Consider the following 20372-nt stretch of genomic DNA (forward strand, 5'->3'; position numbering starts at 1 on the left):
TGAGAAGCTGCTTTGCTGCGCACATTACTGCTGAGTATCTCTAGTCTTCTTGCTATGGCAAGGCATAGACCGTGGGAACCCTTGCTCATTATGGTTGCTATAGTTTTGGCCAATGCCGGTCTGGTTACCGTTTTACTGATAAACGAGGGCGCAACACAAGGTGAGCTTCTCCAATCTAATAAAGGTCTTTTTACCGGTAGTATCATTACACCAGTCTACAGCGGAGTACAATCTGAACCAGGGAGCCTCTTGCAAGGCAGCGTTAAAAATGAGTACTCACACGAGCGATCTGATCATGAGCGCTCTGTACAAGAACAGACCACACTTGAGCATCTTACTCGTGAAGGCTTCACGAAGGAAGATTATGCTATCCTCCGCAGGCATGGCTTTACCCAACTTATTGCTATATCTGAACGCAGCATTACTCTTTCATGCAGTGATACGGCAGCAACGCCAATTACCCTCAAATTGCTTGGCGTTGATACTCAGCCTCTTTTAGGAAGTACCTTTCGAGCTACTGACAAAAACCTTTCGCTGTCGTCTCTTTCTTTGAGAGCTGGCGAAAGTAAGCCAGCTTCTGCTGCTCGAATATTGCTCGCCGAACTTCCTGAGACATTTTCAGTAAACGGACTGCTTCACCCTGTTACAAATGCCAAACTCACTTGTCACAATACGCTAAGTGGTAATGATAGTACGACGACAACCCGCCCCTATTGGCCTGCAGCGGTCAATGCTTATGTAAGCAATCTGGTGCCGCAAGATACGATTTTGGTCTCTATTGATGACTTTTACAAAGGAGGGATAAGCCCTAGCAGCAATAATAATACCTTCAGCAAAGCTAATACCCACAGCAAGGATAACACCCAGCCCGGCGCTAACGATACTTCAAAGCAACAAAAAAGTTTTGTACCGCTTACTGGCCTAGTAGCTCTCTCGCCGCTTTCAGAACAAGACCTTGAAACAATAGAATCACTACTTGGAATACCCATTAAACAATCAAGTAACACCAGTGACAATGACACTGGCTCGTTACCAGATAGCTTTAGATTGAATCTATGGGCAATGAGCGCGCTTATGGGCGTGGTTTCACTTTTCATAGTGCTGAACGCGCTAAATTTGATGTACCGTACACGGCTACCCAACGTGATACGGCTTCGCCAACTTGGTATATCTCAGCGTATATTAAGTGGCGCGCTCTTTACTGAACTGCTGGTTTACTGCGTGATAAGTATACCAATTGGCATCTTCATAGGCTTTCAAGCCGCGTCATGGCTATCACCGGTAATAAGCGGTACCTTCTCGTCGTTGTTTAACGCGGTATTTATTAATCCTGACGTCAACCTACTTTTTATTTTCGGATTCGCGTTAATAACGACTTTTACATCCTTAGTCGTTTTCTCTTTAGCTTCTATCGTTAAGCTTTCAAATGCGTTAACTGTGCGCCCTGCCAAAGAGAAAATGATGCAGCAATGGACTGCAGGCCTTGTATCAGCAGCGGCCTTGGTTTTTCTATTTATTACTGAAGCCTTTGTTACCTCTGCGGCTTCTGCACTATTTTTTGTTGCATTATTACTACTTACAAGCTGCGGACTTGTGCTTCTGTGGCTACCCATCGTAGCAAAACTACTTAGCGCATTTGTGCCAAGACAATGGCCTGTATTTCATTACGTGATTGCTAATATGCATTTACTGTCTAGTAAAACACGCCTTGCTGTTTGCGCATTTTTCATTGCCTTAACAGCAAATATCGGCATGAATACCATGACCGACAGCTTTAGAAGTGCAACGGAGCAATGGTTAAATCAAAGGCTTTACGCGCCTTTCTACCTTTATACCGACGCGCCACTTAGCAATATAGAATCACTATCGGCCAATTCACTATCACCATTGGCTGTAACGCCTTTGCTAAAAGCTGACGGTGACGTATTAAGCTCAAATGGCACAGAAAAAATAAGTGAAGTAACAGCCCCCACGCCAACTTACGTTTCTATTAGCAGTTACCCTGTTCATAAAAATGGTAAAGAGAGCCTGGTCCTCAATAGCGTAAAAAACAACGACCTCAGTGCAGCTTGGCGTGGGTTCAAAGAAGGGAAAGGAGTATTTATTAACCAGCAATTAGCCTTCGCGCTTAATGCTGAATTAGGCGAGACGCTAAGTGCAGCTAATATTAGGTTTCGAAAAGGATTAAATAGAAGTAGTTCGAACGTTACCCTATCCACAAACCCAGCAACCGATCAAGCTAAGGGGGCGAGAACCAGTTCTGCCTACGACACGGCTGCCGAGCCTTCAAGTACAAGTATTTTTTCAACACAACCTGAATGGAAAGTGCTTGGGATATATCCTGATTATGGCAACCTTAATGGGCAGATATTAGCGCCCCTCCCTCTATTCAACCAAAACAACATTACAGTGAGAAACAACTTATTTTCCGGCGTACTGGCTATATACCCCAAGCCAAACGACAGCCAGGGTACGACAGCGGGTCGCGATGTTACCTTCACAAAAGATCGACTTGAGCAACAGCTAAAAGCTCGCCTTAGAGATAAAGCCGATATAACCCTGTATAGCAGGCAGGAGCTTCTGAATATCTCCATGGATACGTTTGACCGCACCTTTATTTTGACCGACGGCCTGAATATTACGACCTTGCTCGTTGCAGGCATTGCCTTCGCGGTGTCTCTTACCGTTTTAACAATAGGCAGTTCACCACAACTGTCTATGCTAAGGGCACTTGGGGTTAGTCAGCTTAAAGTCAAAGCATCGTTATTTATGCAGTACCTGTTACTTTGCTTGGTTTCAGCATTGCTCGCCATTCCCTTTGGCATTTACTTAGCCTACGTCTTTATAAATTTAGTCAACCGATACGCCTTTAACTGGGTGTACCCTCTTTCAATTGAAGTAAACGTCATTCTATCTAGTGTGGGCCTTTCGCTGCTTATCGTTTCACTGGTGCTTTTACTGCCTTTAGGAAAACTAAAACCCAAAATTGATTTAAGACATGAAGTGCAGCTATGACACATACATTATATCGCACCCGCCACTATTCTCGTTGGCCTTTCAGCAAGTTTAGCTGTTTATTGCTTTTTCTCACTTGCTCATTCTTGTCTTCCTGCCATGACAGTTCAAATACAAACGAGCAAAGCAAGAGTAGTGAGTCCTCAAAAGCTTCTTCACCTCGTGGTTTCTTTGGCGAAATGCAGTCGAGCGATGCCTTTACTTTAGTAGAAAGAAACACGTATGTTGAGCTACCTGAAGACCATAAAAGCCATCCCGACTTTCAATTAGAATGGTGGTACTTAACCTTTGTATTAAGTGGCGAGAACGGTCAGGAATTCGGCTTGCAATATACGCTTTTTCGATTCAATACCGATACGGCCGCCAATAAGAGCACTGATAAACCAGTCGTGCGAAATTGGGCTAACGGACAACAATGGATGGGACACGCCTCACTGCACACCCTAGAACATCATTATTTTGAAGAGCGATTTGCGAATGGCGGCGTAGGCAACGCTTACGTAAAACCATCTCCCTTTACAACGGTCATAGATGATTGGGTATGGAAGTCAGCACAGACTGAACCAGTATCAAAAGCCACGGAAGATAGCAGCGCCATGTTTCCCTCCACGTTAACCTTTGCTTTTGGTAAACACCATACGCGCGATACAAATCAGCCGTCTAATGCAACCTCCAAACCTCCTGAAAGTGCGCTACCTAGAAACGATGAAGCTCAAAATGGTGCTGTAAATAGAGCTTCACCTGCAGATACACAGTTAAATAATGAAGTAGTTCCAATGAATAAAGCCGTTAAGGTCGCACTTAACCTAAACTCTTCGGGCCCTTTTATAAAACAGGGCGATAATGGCTATAGCAAAAAGACACAAGACGAACGGCTTCGCTCTTACTATTACAGCCAGACCTTCATTGATGCAAAGGGCACTTTAAATGTAGAGGGCAATAACATAAAAGTTGAGGGTAAAGGCTGGTTTGATCACGAATGGACGAGCCACTTGGCCAACAGCGAGGCATTGGGGTGGGACTGGTTCTCGCTGCATTTAAACGACGGAAGCAAACTTATGGCGTTTCGAATGCATGCGAATACTGACAGCGAAGAGAAAAGTAAAACTCAAAACGCGGAAGTATTCACAACGGCCAGCTTCATAAGTAAAGATGGAATGAAAGAGACCATCAAGCAAGACAGCCTATCTATTACGCCAACAGGCTATGAGCCAATTCAAGTAGAAAGCGCAGTAGAAGGTGAACAAGGCAGCTCAGTCCGTTCCGTTCCCACAGCTTGGCGCATACAGTTACCGACAAAAAACATCGATGTCTCCGTTAGCGCGTTTAAAGAAAAACAGTGGAATAACAGTTTATTTCCCTACTATGAGGGACGAGTTGACGTAGAAGGCTCCCACTCAGGGAGCGGCTTCATGGAATTGACGGGATATTAATAAATAGACCAGTTTATCCGTTCACTTAGCGAAGTTAGCGCCGCCACGCCTAGCTGAGAATTCCCCACACTGTTAAGTGCTGGCGAAAATACGCAAATAGTGAATCGACCAGGTACCACAGCAACAATACCGCCGCCTACCCCACTTTTACCCGGCAATCCGACTTTAAAAGCAAAGCTGCCCGCTTCGTCATACATGCCGCTGGTTGCAAGCAATGCGTTCACTTGCTTAGTTTGGTAAGGCGTTAATACCTGCTCATTTGCGCAGGTTGAGAAGCCCGCGTTAGCAAGGAAGCTTGTCGAACGCGCTAAATCTTCACAGCTCATTTCTAATGCGCAGTTATGAAAGTAATTGCGAAGCACATCTTCCACGTCGTTTTCAAAATTGCCGTAGGCTTTCATCAAATACGCCATTGCTGCGTTACGAGAACGGTGTTCAAATTCCGAATCGGCAACTTCTTTATTAACGACGATCTCCCCATTGCAGCTTAAGCGTCTTACAAAATCTCTCATGGCAATAAAAGGTGATGCAAACCGCGATTGCACCATATCACTTACCACCAGTGCACCGGCATTAATAAAAGGATTGCGCGGAATACCATGTTCGTATTCTAACTGCACCAAAGAGTTGAACGGCAGCCCAGATGGCTCACACCCCACCCGCTCCCACATGGTTTCACCGTAGTGATTGATGGACAAAACCAGGTTGAAAACTTTTGAGATGCTTTGTATTGAAAAGGGCACGCTAGCGTCACCAATAGACGTAATGTGCCCATTGATATCACAAATAGAAATACCAAACTGACGAGGATTAACAGTGGCTAACGCCGGGATATAGTCCGCGACTTTACCCATGCCAAGCATAGGCTCGACTTCGTCATAAATATCCTGCAGTAACGATAGCATTTCGCTTTCCATTCTCTCGTTTGACCTCTGTTTTGCAAATATCTTTTTTCATTAATAAAAGAAAAGCGCCTGTTTAAAAAACGCTGGCGCTTCCATTTTAGTTAAGTTCTATTGGCTATGTGTTGCTTCAATAATGCACTGTGCTACAAAAGCCTTAGCCCGCACGTACAGCCGACGCTTAGTTACAGCGCCAGTCTTCTTTAAAGTCGCATAAGCCGTCATCATCTTCATCTGACGTAAGCTCAATATTGGTAGATACCTTTTTTGATACTTCATTTGCGTCATTATCGATTTTTATTGGCTGTTTTTTATCAATAAAACTAAAAATAGTCTTAGCAATATCGGTATTATCGATTTGCCCCATAAACGACTTGTGGCCTGCACCAAAAGCAAACACTTCAACATCTACACCGGTATGACCGCCTGTAGTCCAACCTGTATTTGTTTTAGCATCTAGAAAGGTTTTCACCGCCATAAAGCGCGTTTTATCATCTTGATTCGATACACTATTTAACGTGGCTAACTCTTCTTCGCTTAGCGAAAGCCCAAGCTTCTGCGCCACATACTCGCCAGGATTTTCTTCATTAGCCATATTAAGCGCTATCGTCATTACCGAGGCTGACATTGATTTTAAATGTTCAGGACTCCAGCGGTAGTCGCCATTTGCGCCGATTGTTAAACCGCCGGTACTATGGTCAGCAGTTAGTACAACCAGTGTGTCCGGGTTAGCTTTAACATAATCGCGCAGATATTCCATGGTTAGCGCCAAGTCATGCATTTCAGCCATAGCAGAAGCGATATCATTTGCGTGCCCTGCCCAATCTACCTGGCTTGCTTCAACTAAAAGGAAAAACCCATTGTCGTTTTCTAAGTGTTTGATAGCATGTTGAGTTAAGTACTCAAGACGGTTTTTGCGCTTATCATCCAGCACTGCAGGCAGCGCTACAGGAGCAAACAGACCAAGTACATTACTTCCTGCTGGTACTGACGCCAAGCGGTTATATGAATCAGCATATTCGTAGCCCGCATCAATAAACTGCGCCAGAATATCTCTGTCCTCTCTTTCAAAATAGGAAGTACCACCACCTAACATTACGTCTGCCACAAACTCGCCGTTTGCGCGCACATCAAAGAAATCCTCAGCAATTTCGTTGTAGTTCTTGCGGCTTTGGTTGTGCGCAATGTATGACGCTGGTGTTGCGTGAACAATTTGCGAGGTTACGGCTAAACCCGTACGCATACCTTTACTTTTGGCATAGTACATAACCGAGTTTACTGGCTGTTTATCAACATCTACGCCTATTGCACCATTGTATGACTTCACGCCGGTAGCAAGTGCTGTTGCGGCAGCGGCTGAATCGGTTACATAACCCGATACACGAGCGGGGTAAGTCGACGCGTTACCTACTAAAATGTCGTCAAACACAACCGTCTCTACTTCCGGTGTTGACGGATCATCTACATAATTGCGATAAGCGGTAGTGTAGGCAGGCCCCATACCGTCGGCAACAACCATAATGATATTTTTCGGCACACCTTTAATTTGGCTACTGTTTACGTTTGCTGACTCTGTCTTTGATTCAGTGATACCACAGCTCGCAAGAACAGCAATAGACGCACAACTTAGCAATGATGTGCGAACAAATTGTTTAATCATTTAAACTTCCCTGAGTAAGTAAAGATACCTGCTGACGTTATTAGCCGCAGTTACTGCAAAATCGATATTATCGCGAATGATTCTTTGGTGATCATAAAGGTATTAGCAAAGCGATAAGAGATAATAGTGTAAATCAGGCAGGCAATATGCTCAAAGCTTTTGGATAAAATAAGCTTATGATGAGATGACCGTTTTAGCCACCTCGTCTGTTTGAAGAATATTTAAGAAAGGAAAGACTATTTGCTTTGAGCAGCAAGGTATTCACGCATGCGCTGTTGCGCCACGTCTACAAGCATATCGGGCTGAAATTTAGAGATAAATCTATTACAACCTACTTTTTCAACCATGGCATCGTTAAAGCTACCGCTTAATGAGGTGTTTAGTGCGATAAACAGATCACTCATACGTGGGTCGTTACGCACCTCTGAGGTAAGCCTATAACCGTCCATCTCTGGCATTTCTGCGTCAGTGAACATAAGCAATATTTCATCGGTCGGGTTCTTACCTTCATCAGCCCACTGTTTTAGTAGCGCCAACGCCTCTGCGCCGTTCTTTCGTTCAATAATGCTGATGCCTAGCTGTTCTAAGGTATCTTTTATTTGTTTTCTTGCCGTGCTGGAATCATCAACTATCAACACTTTCTTGCCTAGAAAGTGATTGACGATATCTCGATCTAACACTTCTTCAGAAATCGACGTATCGTAATCGATGATTTCCGCGAGTACTTTTTCAACATCTATTATCTCAACCAGCTCTTGTTTACCCTCAACATTCACCTGAGTTATGGCGGTCAAATAGTTAGATTTACCAATGCCACTTGGCGGCGGTTGTATCGTCCCCCAAGAGGTATTCACAATATTTTTAACTTCTCCAATAATAAAGCCCTGCACGCTTCTATTGTATTCGGTGATAATAACGTTTTTCGCTGTGGCTTCTGTGGCTGCTCCGCGCATTTTTATCGCCTGACGTAAGTCTATAATTGGAATAGAGCTACCGCGGTAATTCATTACGCCTTTTAGATTATTATGGGAACCAGGCATAACGTTAAGCTTGGGTACATTGATAACTTCTTTGATTTTAAAGACATTCATGGCAAAAATGTGACGAGTTCCAAGCTGAAACATCAAAAGCTCAAGCCTGTTTTCCCCTACAAGCTTGGTTCTCTGATCAACCGACGACAATACACTGTTACTCATAACGCCCACTTATTCATTTTACAATCAAAGACCTATAGCTAACTTAATACCGTCATATGAATTTAGCCTAGCTACAATAACTTACCGCTAAAGTTACCCCGACAATCATTACAAAGCTATTCCCCTTTTAGCTAATAGACAGCTGAAAAAAACTGCATAATTAATACCTTATAGGTAAGGCACTCTTTTCAGCGACCACACCTCTAGTGAGCTTTTATTTACATGCATTAGCGTCTTCTCCTGACTACTTTATCCAATACGTTAAGGCGCGATGGGCGTCCAGGAATACGATGGCGAGGCATCGCTATTAACAATAAGGTAGCTTAAATATAGGCCAACAACCTCAAATATGCCTCTTCTGATTACTTTCGCGCACGTTTTTTGTAAGGCCCCTCTATGCCTTTTTAGCGATGAACGACTAAGTTCGCTGTTCCCGTATTATCTAAGTGTTAGATGAACGTTTTCTAACTTGGTGAAAAATTCGGTGGCATAGCGGCACTAGATAAACATTCATAATATCAATGACCGCAATGCAAAATATATATTTCTATTATTCTAATTCCGGCACTAGGATGAAATGGAATCAACGGGAACGCCCTACAGCGTGAACACAAACAACGTTAAGAATTTTAATTACAGTCGGGAGAGACGCTCATGTCGCAATATCAACAAGACATTGATAACTTCGCCACATTAAAGGCAGCACAAAAAGGAACTTGGGAAGGTATCAACCCAGAATTCGCTGCACGCATGAAGGTTCAAAACCGTTTCAAAACAGGTTTAGATATTGCTCGCTATACTGCAAGCATCATGCGCAAAGACATGGCTGAATACGACGCAGATTCGTCTCAGTACACACAGTCACTAGGCTGCTGGCACGGTTTTGTCGGCCAACAGAAAATGCTTTCAGTTAAAAAGCATCAAGGCACAACTAATAAAAGCTACCTGTACCTTTCAGGTTGGATGGTAGCAGCACTTCGCTCTGAGTTTGGTCCTCTACCTGACCAATCTATGCACGAGAAAACGTCAGTGTCTGCACTTATCGAAGAGCTATACACTTTCCTTCGTCAAGCTGACGCACGTGAACTGGGTGACCTTTTCCATAAACTAGACGACGCAAAGAAAAACGGTGGCGATGTTGCTGCAATTCAAGCTGAAATCGATAACTACGAAACTCACGTAGTTCCAATTATCGCTGATATCGACGCGGGCTTCGGTAACGAAGAAGCAACGTACCTACTTGCAAAGCAAATGATTGAAGCGGGTGCATGCTGTATCCAAATCGAAAACCAAGTATCAGACGCAAAGCAATGTGGTCACCAAGACGGTAAAGTAACCGTGCCACACGAAGACTTCCTAGCTAAGATCAATGCGGTACGCTATGCATTCCTTGAACTCGGTGTTGATGAAGGTGTTATCGTTGCGCGTACTGACTCACTAGGTGCTGGTCTTACTCAAAAGATCCCTGTATCTACATCAGAAGGAGACCTAGCTGCACAGTACAATGCATTCCTTAAAACCACTGAAGTTGCAGGCGCAGACGACCTAACTGAAGGTGACCTAGTTCTTAAACAAGGTGGCAAACTTGTTAAGCCTGAACGTTTACCAAATGGTTTATTCCGCTTCAAAGACAACACTGGTTTTGACCGTGTAGTACTTGACTGTGTAACGTCACTTAAACACGGCGCTGATCTACTTTGGATTGAGACTGAAAAGCCGCACGTTGGTCAAATTGCTGAAATGGTTAACGCTATTCGCGAGCAAGTTCCAAACGCAAAGCTAGTTTACAACAACTCTCCATCATTCAACTGGACGCTTAACTTCCGTCAGCAAGTATTCGATGCTTGGACAGAAGAAGGTAAAGACGTTTCTGGTTATGACCGCGCGAAACTTATGTCTGCTGACTATGACGACAGCGAACTTGCAGCAGCGGCGGACGAGAAGATTAAGAGCTTCCAAGCTGATGCAGCACGAGAAGCGGGTATCTTCCACCACCTTATCACGCTACCGACTTACCACACTGCGGCGCTGTCTACGGACAATCTTGCAAAAGGTTACTTCGGTGAAGAAGGCATGCTTGCTTATGTACGCGGTGTTCAGCGTCAAGAAATTCGTCAAGGCCTGGCGTGCGTTAAGCACCAAGCAATGGCTGGTTCTGACCTAGGTGATACGCACAAAGAGTATTTCTCAGGTGAAGGTGCACTTAAAGCGTCTGGTGAAGATAACACCATGAATCAGTTCGACGTATAACGCGAACAGGCAATGAGTTAAACGGAAAGCATCCCAACCTTTCCTACAGGGCACCTTCGGGTGCCCTTTTTTGTGCACCCCATTCATTTAATTTATACTTTCCAGAAAAAATAAAAGAAGCTATATTTCCCCCTCCCCCATAACCAATACATAAACACATTTACTTTCAATAGCTTACAAATAATTTCGTGAAGACTTTAAGACCAAACGCTTATCTGACAATCGAATAAAAAAGCTTTATAATAGGCATGTTTAATTAGGTTTAATAAGAGCATTAGAATAATGAATATAGCGAAGGTCGACCTGAATTTATTGGTTTATTTAGATGTGCTGTTGCGCGAAGGCAGTGTTACAAAAGCTGCAAACCAGCTAAGTATTACTCAGCCAGCAATGAGTAACGGCTTAAAACGCCTTCGCGATCTATTTAAAGATCCGCTTTTAGTGCGAACCAGCGATGGAATGACACCTACTAAGCGTGCCCTTGAGCTGCAACCTATTATTCGCGATGTGCTTAGTCGATTAGAAAGCTCTATTCAGCCCGAAACTGACTTCGACCCTTTAACCAGCGACCGAACCTTCCGCATCATGACCAGTGACTATGCAGAAAGTACTTTATTACTTGAGTTAGTTGGAAGACTGGCAGATTTAGCGCCCAATATTACCCTTGACCTTATTACGCCAAGCGATGTGACTTTTCACGATGTTGAGCAAGGTAAAGTGGATATGGCGATCAACCGTTTCGATGAACTACCCTTGTCGTTTCACCAAAAAGTTATTTGGTATGACACCTTTAGCTGCGTAATGAGTGCGGACCACCCGCTAGTAGAAAAATGCAATCTAGAAGGCTACTTGAGCGCTCAGCATATCTGGGTGAGTAAAACGGGTTTTGGTGTGGGCGTAGGTATTGACCCGAATGAAGTTCAAAAGTTGGGATGGGTAGACGCTGAACTAACAAAAATTGGCAAACAGCGGGCTATACGCGTATTTACTCGTCATTATCATGCGGCACTTCAGATTGCGAAAAAGCAGAAGCTTATTGCTACTTTGCCAAGCAAAGCAGCGCGTTTGTTTAAACACGACCCAGATGTAGTGATTAAAGAACCGCCTTTTGACATACCACCTATTGCGCTAAAAATGGCGTGGAGTGCTCTACTTCACCACGACGCAGGCCATATTTGGTTGCGTCGATTAATCAGCGACGTTGCCAGCGAAATGAACGCGGGCTAAACATTCACAAAATATATGGCAAAAATACAAACCATAAATTAAAAAACTATCTCTATACGCACTACACTGGGTTAACAGACAAATGTATAGAGGTAGTTATGCAAGGATATATCACCAGAGGCCGACTACAGGTTGCCGAACAGCTAGATAATTTTATAAATGAACAGGCACTTCCTGGTACAGGCGTAGATAAAGACACCTTTTGGCAAGGTGCAGAAACCCTCTTCGAAAAATTCATTCCTCAAAATCGCGCACTATTGGAAAAGCGAGAACAGCTTCAGCGTGCTATCGACGATTATTATAAAGCCGGCAACCCGGTAAACGGAAACGAATATACCGACTTCCTAAAAAGCATTGGGTACCTTGTTGAACAACCATCACAAGTAAGCGCACAAACACAAAATGTAGACGCTGAAATAGCGACAATGGCAGGCCCGCAGTTAGTAGTGCCAATCAATAACGCGCGCTACGCACTTAATGCGGTAAACGCACGTTGGGGAAGCCTGTACGACGCACTTTACGGCACTGACGTTATAAGCAATGACGGTGGCGCCGAGCCTGGCAAGAGCTACAACCCCGTACGCGGTGCTAAAGTAGTTGCTAAAGCGAAAGACTATTTAGATAGCATGATACCGCTAGCAAAAGGCAGCCACGCTGACGTTACTAAATACAAAATCGAATCAGGCAAGCTGGCTATTACGCTTGTCGACGGCGACGAGACAACCCTAGCGAATACCGAACAGTGGCAGGGTTACCAGGGTGACATTAACGCACCTTCAAGCTTGCTTTTTGCCCACAATGGTCTGCATTTTGAAATTCAACTAGACCCGACCCACCCTATTGGTGAGAGCGATGCTGCGAACGTAAAAGACGTGCTGGTTGAAGCCGCACTAACTACCATTATGGACTGCGAAGATTCTGTAGCTGCTGTTGACGCTGAAGACAAAACTTTGGTGTACAGCAACTGGTTGGGTTTGATGAAAGGCTCGCTAAGCATTGAAATGACAAAGGGCGGCAAACAGCTTGTTCGCGCTATGCATGATGATAGAAGCTATCAACCGTCTAAACATGCTTCTCAAGACGAGCTAAAAGACGGCGAGCTAGTGCTTTCTGGTCGAAGCCTGATGTTTGTTAGAAACGTAGGCCATCTTATGACTAACAATGCCATGCTCTTTGACGGAGAAGAAGTACCAGAAGGGATCATGGACGGTTTAGTGACGTCTCTTATTGCTAAGCATGATCTTTTAGGAAACAGCAAATTTAAAAACAGCCGCGAAGGCAGTATTTATATTGTTAAACCTAAAATGCACGGTCCAGAAGAAGTGGCATTCTCTAACGCATTATTTGGTGCTATCGAAACAATAATCGATGTTCCAGCCAACACCCTTAAGATGGGTATAATGGATGAAGAACGCCGCACAAGTATCAACCTTCAGGCTTGTATTGCAGAAGCCACTTCACGTGTTGTATTTATCAATACAGGCTTCTTAGACAGAACCGGTGATGAAATTCATACCTCGATGCTAGCCGGCCCTTTTGCAGAAAAAGCCGCGCTCAAGTCTATGGCGTGGATTAAGGCTTATGAAACTGCGAACGTAGCCGTAGGCCTTCGTTGTGGTCTTTCTGGCAAAGCGCAAATTGGTAAAGGCATGTGGCCAATTCCTGATGAAATGCAAAATATGATGACTGCCAAAATAGGCCACCCTAAAGCAGGTGCTAATACCGCTTGGGTACCCTCACCCACTGCAGCAACACTGCACGCACTTCATTACCACGATGTAAATGTGTTTGACGTTCAAAAGTCACTAGATGAAAACTTTAGTGGCCTTGCCGACATCCTTACCATTCCATTGTTAGAAGACGCGTCTACGCTGACTCGCGAAAGCATTAAGCGTGAAATCGACAATAACGTTCAAGGTATTTTAGGCTACGTTGTACGCTGGGTACACCAAGGTGTAGGCTGCTCGAAGGTTCCTGACATCAACGATGTAGGCTTGATGGAAGACCGCGCAACGCTGCGAATTTCATCGCAGCATATCGCCAACTGGCTTGAGCATGGCATTGTGAGTGTTGATCAGGTAAAAGAATCGTTGGCTCGTATGGCAGTATTAGTTGATGAGCAAAATGCAGGGGACCCCGAGTATATTCCGATGGCACCTGATTTAGACAGCTCAATCGGCTTTTTAGCTGCAAGCGACCTTATCTTCAAAGGTAAAGAACAACCTAGTGGTTACACCGAACCTTTGCTGCACGCTCGAAGACGTGAGATGAAAGCGAAGCTTGCTGCGAGTTAATTTCATACGTGTATTTATAAGTTAGAACCTAAGGTTTATAACCTCGACCGTAAAGCACGTTAGAAACACAATTGCATACTAACTAGGCTCACTTTTGTTAATTCAGAAGTGAGCCTTTTTTATGTATCGTTCGCATGATGTCCAATTATTTGCACTCTTTTATGTGCCAGTCCAACTCACTGATAAAAGTACTGAGCATCGCATTATGTAGCGATATCGCAACACCTTAGACTAAAGATATCGCTCTTCCTCCTTTTCAAGCTTTACTGATAGTGCGCAATTAAACTACTCTTTTACTGTGAGGCACTGCGTTTAGTTTTACAGCTTGTATCTAAAACCTTGTTCGCGACGCCTCCCTAGTTTGGAGTATGCACATGCAGATAGCCACGGCGGCGATACCGAATAAACTTTTACACGCGAACGTCACACAAATAGTTCCTATCTTTTCAGGTGGGGGTACGCGCTTAAGTGCCCATATCGGCATCATAAAAGCGCTGCACGATATGAACATTGGTTTCGATACTTTGGTTGGCGTATCTGGCGGCTCAATTATCGCATCCCTTTATGCCAAAGGGTACACTGTCGAGCAAATGCGAGAGCTAGCACTCGTTACCGATTTCAAGCAATTCACAGAGTTTTCACTGATAAGGTTACTTCGAGAAGGAGGGCTGTCATCTGGCGATGTGTTTCAGCGATGGATTGACGAACAGTTAGAGGGTGCAATCTTTGCCAATCTCCCCTTGGACCTGCATATACTCGCAACCGACGTAAATGGCGGCGGGCCAGTTTTATTTAATAAGCAGACCTCTCCTGATATGAAAGTATCAGAAGCAGTGCGGTATTCTATGTCTATTCCGCTTATCTTTTCGTTTAAGCCCTTTAAAGAGCACTTATTAGTAGACGGGGCGATATTGTCTGAAGATGCATTGTTTGAAGACTGGCGAGGTGATGGCACGCCATCCGTGTGCTTCAGGCTACAAAGCACCAATCAAAAACGGAAAGCCATTAAAAAGAACCTACTTCAATTACCTCAATACGTCAGCATGCTTATTCGTACATTTATGACGGCGATATCCAGAGAGTACGTTAATGCGAAGTACTGGCACAATACGGTGGTAGTGAATACCGGGGAGATTTCTGCGGTAGATTTTTCGCTAACACCGGAAATTAAAAACACACTTTTTGAGCTAGGCTATTCAACCACAAAAGAGTTTTTGCCCAAAAAGTGTGCGGGATTTATGAAAAGCGGTGCAATTTAACTGACTTTCAAAGCACGTTTAAAGTGCTAGGTCTCACACCTTGTAAAAATCACGATACCAATCCACAAACGCTTTAACGCCCGTTTCAACATCGGTAGACGGTTGGTACCCAGTATCTTCGACCAGCGACGACACATCAGCATAGGTATCTGGCACATCGCCTGGCTGAATAGGAAGAAGCTCTTTTTTAGCCTCAACACCCAGCGCACTTTCCAATGTTTCAATGAACTTCAAAAGGTGAACAGGCGTTTGCGCACCTATGTTGTATACCTTATAAGGAGCCTTGCTAGAGCTAGGATCTGGATTGCCGCCGTCCCAACTCTCATTGGGTTTAGCCACATTATCTAACGAACGGATAACGCCTTCCACGATATCATCAATGTAGGTGAAATCACGACGGTGGTTACCGTAGTTATAAACCTGTATTGTTTTGCCTTCTAGAATCGCTTTAGTGAACTTGAACAGCGCCATATCTGGGCGCCCCCAAGGGCCATACACAGTAAAAAAGCGCAGCCCCGTTGTAGGTAAGTTATACAAATGGCTGTAAGTGTGCGCCATCAGTTCATTGGCCTTTTTAGAGGCAGCATACAAGCTTACCTGGTGATCGACATTGTGCTGCTCTGAAAACGGCATTGTTTCATTCGCGCCGTAAACTGAGCTAGAGGACGCATAAACCAAGTGCTCGACTTTATTATGGCGACAGCCTTCCAGAATATTCACAAAACCGACTATGTTAGAGTCAACATAAGCGTTAGGATTTTCAAGGGAATAGCGCACACCCGCTTGAGCGGCCAAATGCACTACCCTGTCGAACTTATGCTCTTCAAAAAGCGCAGCGATTTTATCGCGCTCTTCAACTCCCATTTCTGTGAATGAGAACAGGTCAGCAGCAGATGATGATTTAATTTCATCTAATCGGGCGTGCTTAAGATTTACATCGTAATAATCGTTTATGTTGTCAATCCCGACAACTTGGTCACCACGATTGATAAGATATTGCGATACAGCTGCGCCAATAAAACCAGCTGCTCCGGTGACTAAGATTTTCATAAACTCTTCTCTTGTTTTTTAAACAAACCAATAATCCTTTTATACGACTTTATCGCCGCATGTTTGATAAGCAGCTTAGCAGGCATTTTTATTAAATGACTTTTGACAAATAAATAAAACGATGCAGCATGATGTTTGGCACTCCATTCAGAAGTGACTGGTTGATAAAGCATAATGACATAGCATTTTTTCTCTACAATCCATAATCGCTTTCGCCTCAACATTTGCTCTACAAATGTCAACTCCTCATTCGAAAGGGACCTTCCTAGGACCTCGCTCATCAAAGAAAGAGACTTAGCAAGATCAATGCCCAATGACAAGCTTTTAGCTCTCTTGATTAAGGAGGTGCTTGTTCTATTTTGTTCAATGAAGTCTGACAGCAACCAATATTGATCGCACAAATCTCGCAGTGAACGATTAAAAACGCTATCCTGAATTAGATGTACAGCTGAGTGAATTATTAGGTCTTCATCGTTAGGCACAATTAAATTTTGCTCTAACTCTACGCCGTTATCGACTATTAGCGAAGCATCAATATGACGCTTAGAACTAATAGGCAGTAAATTGTGATGTAAGTCTACAACTAGACCACTTTTCGAATTTACAAATGGAGGTAATTCGTGCATCCACTGCCGATAGTAATAGTCGTCATATTCATCAGAAATTGAAACTGCAAAACCATTGATAAATAGCCAAAACTCAGCATCATTAAGAAATTTTTTTTCTACAAGCAAGTCAATATCTGATAGCAGTCTGTACCGAGCATTTTTTTTCCCAGCTACTATATAAGCAGCCCCTTTGAGTAAAGTGATCTTCAACGCTGCTGGGTTGTTTTTACGTAACTGTTGGAGATGCCAATTAACCGAGTCATGCTGCTTAAGTAACTCGTAGTGTGAGCTTTTTAGCTGACTGGCTACGCTCGAGGGTATTAGTTTAAGAGCATTTTCTTCATGAGCAATTTGGTAGAGAAAAGGAAGAAAGCCGAGTTGTCTTGCTAAAGCAACAACACTACGCCACTCACTTTTGTCCAACTGAAGCGCGCTCTTTTTATTTGTAATAAGTTCGATTAAGAGATTGCTACTTGTCACTTTTATATAACTCGTTCACAAAATCGATTGCATGCTGCGTATCGGAATAGGTAATTTCAAATGCCGGCGTACGTTCACATATTTGTTGAAGCATACTAATTGCTTTCGAGCCCAATATATGAATATTAAAAGCTTGCTCCAATAGTTTCGTGAACGAGTCCAAAGCCGAAATTCTTGAGACTTGAATGTCAGTAGTTGAAGCATTGTATTTAGGAAAGACTATACCTCGTATTTCGGCTGGCTCCATCATTGTTGACCAGTTCAAATCCGATGGGCGGCAGTGACTGACTGTGCCCTTATGAGTGTTATGGGCGACTAGACCTATTACTGCAGAAGGGTATTTTTTTTGAATTACATCTATTGCTTTGTCTTTAAGGCTAATTGGCCTAACAAAGGGGGTAACTGATGAATCATCCAAATTAATAAGGGTTAATTCATCGGTTAAAAGTCGATAAGATTCATTCATTAACGCACAAGACAACGTGCTCTTACCACTACCTGAATCACCGGATAGCAAAATAGCGTTTTGATTTTGTGCAACGCAAGCAGCATGAATTATGAGTCGATCCGCTCCATACTTGGACACGCACCAATTCATGCCCCACTCTAGCAGTGCGTGACTGTGATTACTAGGACCTCGAGTAAATGGAGCAAAGCCATCTAAAGAAAACAGTGCGCGTTTGAAAAGAGGAATAGTCGAAATGTAAGGGATATTTACTGAAACATTAAAATCTGCTGTACCATTAGGAGATAAAAGCGAATCAGGATATAGGGTGTAAAGGTTTTCAATAACAGATGGAAAATGCGAAGATACTTTAAAAGAAAATGGTGAAGTACTGACTACACAACAGTTATTACGCACCAATTCACCCCATTACTCTATTTAGCGTCGAACATATCAAATTTTTTCAAGGTTTTAGTAAATTCACTATCTTCAAGTGAACTGTTATTAAAAGTCGTTCCATTTGTCATCAATGCATCAATCACAGGTTCTATTTCATCCCTAAATACTAACAACTGGCCCGTACCTCTATGAAATAAAACTATCATAGAGTCCGATTTAATTACCTCTACAAATTCGCTTATCAAGAGATTCTACGACAAAGATGGATAATCTGAAGGATCACCTATTATACCCGCAGTATCAATACTGTTTGAACTAGAAGACGAGCTACTTTTCGCACTATAAGAGGAAAAACCTTGATAACGGCTGCTTGAGGATTTATTCGGGTCGTAGCACTTAGATAAATCAGATCGAGCGTACGTTTGCAACTTGGATTCGTCCAATACACCGCGCTCATTTAGAGATGCTAGAGAATCTATAAAGCGATTGAATATCTTTTGATCTTTATTTGATTCCGCCCTATTGCAAAAATCTATTAACTGAAGCGCACTGTATCCGTACTCTATTCCTGGGTGAACAGCGTTTAAATAAGCAGCAGCTAAATGTTGCTCGGCTTCACTAGAGCCGCTAGAGTAGGTTTGACTCAAAGATTCCCATGGAGTCTCGCACGAAATTCCTTGGGGTCGCATACCACCAAGCAGCTGGCTCCAAGTTTTTGCATAGCTACCATAATTATCCGAATTAGCGACATCAGATAGTGTCTTCTTGTTCCAACCGAAATATTTCCTGTCCCCCTTTAAATAGGAGCTTTTCCCCTTCGTCCAATCCCACTTTATGTTAAAGTTTTTATTGGAAAATAAGAATATCCCGGGAAACACACTCTTAGGCCAAAAATGGACTTTGTTTTTCCAAACGTCAACAGAGCACCCTTCTGAGCCTTTACATTCATAAGTGACTTTATTGGAGAAGTTATTAGATAGAGAGCCTGACATAGACATACAACTAGACGCCCAAACTGATTTACTGCTCGCCAAGGCAAGTAAAGGTGCTGTTTTGACCGTCCCTTTCAACAATTTTCGTCTTGATAACTTTTGCATAAATCTAATCCGCACCTATGAATCGAATGTTTGGTTCTTAACGCCACAGTGAGATGCAAAAAACCTGCCAAACAAAAAAACTAAGTTAAACAATGTGTTAATTAATGTATCAAAACAAAGTGTAAATTAGTTTGACGATTTTTTGTCCCTACAGGCTTATGTTATTCCTTGTTGCCAAATTTCGCAAATGCTTTACCGGTATTGCGTAGGTGATACCACTTGGGGACGATAGCGCGTATTCTTTTCCACCCTGAACCATCACTTTATTAATAATACCAATTACTTCACCTGAACTAGCTACATATAAAGCACTTCCGCTATTCCCGGGAAATGCTGTAGCGTCCAATTGATAAACATCGAATTTTTGCTGTAATCGAGCAATAAGTTGGGAATTAAGTTGAGACGAGGAACTTGCTGGAGTGGCATCAGGAGTTACTGCCGCAATAATACCCTTATGAGTAGCTGGGTACAACCCAAGAATACTGCCAATCGGAAACCCCGTGAAAGCTATTTCTTCCCCTGGTTCAACCATGCTTTCAGTTTTACGAAACGTAAACTTAGAGGGAAGTTCTATTTTGTCAGTCAGAATTTTCAGGATTGCCAAGTCGAATACTGGATCAAAATCTATTATTTCGACTTCATGCAGCTCAAATTTACGACCAGTACCGACGAAAACAACCCGCTTCTGAATTTTATCTTGGGACAGTGTTTCTGATACAACGTGATAGTTTGTGGCAATGTAGCGCCCTCCTCCAATAACAAACCCTGTACCTTTTAGTTGTGCTAAATTTCCTTCAATAGGGGTAAGCGTCCCTACACCTACTACCGATGGCTGTACTTTTTTTATAACTGAAGGTAGCGAGAGAGTATCACTAGCATGAACGGTATTAAGGATATTAATTATAGACAAAAGAAATAGAAATAACGTGGGTTTCATAATTTTATCTCTGGTGTTTTTGCATAAATGAGTGGTAAAACAATAGCAAAGGTTAATTAAATCAAGAATAAGACATTGAGTACTTTCGCTAATATAATAACCAGTCCTTTGATACATTTC

At 43.1% G+C, this 20372-nt stretch carries 14 protein-coding genes; 6 read left to right on the plus strand and 8 right to left on the minus strand.

Annotation, left to right across the window (positions count from 1 at the left end):
* Positions 1-12 precede the first annotated feature (12 nt).
* Positions 13-3015 carry an FtsX-like permease family protein gene (locus ACYX4W_RS16790; RefSeq protein WP_476073906.1) on the plus strand — a complete coding sequence of 1001 codons (3003 nt, stop codon included), beginning with the start codon at positions 13-15 and terminating at the stop codon, positions 3013-3015.
* A complete protein-coding gene (locus ACYX4W_RS16795) occupies positions 3012-4448 on the plus strand; it encodes a lipocalin-like domain-containing protein (protein ID WP_476073907.1) in 1437 nt (478 codons plus the stop codon). The genes ACYX4W_RS16790 and ACYX4W_RS16795 overlap by 4 nt, the downstream gene beginning before the upstream one ends.
* Here ACYX4W_RS16795 and glsB read toward each other — a convergent pair.
* From glsB to ACYX4W_RS16810, 3 genes are all read right to left on the minus strand, one after another.
* Complete coding sequence (gene glsB / locus ACYX4W_RS16800; protein WP_025255947.1) at positions 4445-5353, minus strand: glutaminase B; 909 nt, start codon at positions 5351-5353, stop codon at positions 4445-4447. The two genes, ACYX4W_RS16795 and glsB, sit on opposite strands and share 4 nt — an antisense overlap.
* Positions 5354-5531: 178 nt before the next feature.
* A complete protein-coding gene (locus ACYX4W_RS16805) occupies positions 5532-7010 on the minus strand; it encodes an alkaline phosphatase (protein ID WP_476073908.1) in 1479 nt (492 codons plus the stop codon).
* Positions 7011-7246: 236 nt separating this feature from the next.
* Entirely contained in the window at positions 7247-8206 is a 960-nt protein-coding gene (locus ACYX4W_RS16810; RefSeq protein ID WP_476073909.1) for a chemotaxis protein CheV, read from the minus strand.
* 654 nt (positions 8207-8860) lie between these two features.
* Here ACYX4W_RS16810 and ACYX4W_RS16815 point away from each other — a divergent pair.
* From ACYX4W_RS16815 to ACYX4W_RS16830, 4 genes are all read left to right on the plus strand, one after another.
* The gene (locus ACYX4W_RS16815) at positions 8861-10456 is read left to right on the plus strand and encodes an isocitrate lyase (RefSeq protein ID WP_474805656.1); all 1596 of its coding nucleotides are present in this window, start codon (positions 8861-8863) and stop codon (positions 10454-10456) included.
* Between the two features lie 282 nt (positions 10457-10738).
* On the plus strand, positions 10739-11683 hold the full coding sequence (locus ACYX4W_RS16820; protein WP_071959609.1) for a LysR family transcriptional regulator: 945 nt from the start codon (positions 10739-10741) through the stop codon (positions 11681-11683).
* Between the two features lie 98 nt (positions 11684-11781).
* Entirely contained in the window at positions 11782-13977 is a 2196-nt protein-coding gene (locus ACYX4W_RS16825; RefSeq protein WP_476073910.1) for a malate synthase G, read from the plus strand.
* Between the two features lie 374 nt (positions 13978-14351).
* Positions 14352-15236 carry a patatin-like phospholipase family protein gene (locus ACYX4W_RS16830; RefSeq protein ID WP_476073911.1) on the plus strand — a complete coding sequence of 295 codons (885 nt, stop codon included), beginning with the start codon at positions 14352-14354 and terminating at the stop codon, positions 15234-15236.
* A 33-nt stretch (positions 15237-15269) separates the two neighbouring features.
* Here ACYX4W_RS16830 and ACYX4W_RS16835 read toward each other — a convergent pair whose 3' ends face one another.
* The 5 genes from ACYX4W_RS16835 to ACYX4W_RS16855 all read right to left on the minus strand — a co-directional run bounded on the left by ACYX4W_RS16835 (position 15270) and on the right by ACYX4W_RS16855 (position 20252).
* Complete coding sequence (locus tag ACYX4W_RS16835) at positions 15270-16286, minus strand: NAD-dependent epimerase (protein ID WP_476073912.1); 1017 nt, start codon at positions 16284-16286, stop codon at positions 15270-15272.
* Complete coding sequence (locus ACYX4W_RS16840) at positions 16283-17374, minus strand: nucleotidyltransferase family protein (RefSeq protein WP_476073913.1); 1092 nt, start codon at positions 17372-17374, stop codon at positions 16283-16285. Before ACYX4W_RS16840 ends, ACYX4W_RS16835 begins: the two co-directional genes overlap by 4 nt.
* Positions 17364-18236, minus strand: coding sequence for an HprK-related kinase A (locus ACYX4W_RS16845; protein WP_476073914.1), 873 nt, complete (start codon positions 18234-18236; stop codon positions 17364-17366). The genes ACYX4W_RS16840 and ACYX4W_RS16845 overlap by 11 nt, the downstream gene beginning before the upstream one ends.
* 233 nt (positions 18237-18469) lie before the next feature.
* Complete coding sequence (locus ACYX4W_RS16850; RefSeq protein WP_476073915.1) at positions 18470-19315, minus strand: hypothetical protein; 846 nt, start codon at positions 19313-19315, stop codon at positions 18470-18472.
* Positions 19316-19463: 148 nt separating this feature from the next.
* Entirely contained in the window at positions 19464-20252 is a 789-nt protein-coding gene (locus tag ACYX4W_RS16855; protein WP_476073916.1) for a S1 family peptidase, read from the minus strand.
* Positions 20253-20372 lie beyond the last annotated feature (120 nt).

Source organism: Alteromonas sp. ABH4_454 (genome assembly GCF_056311775.1).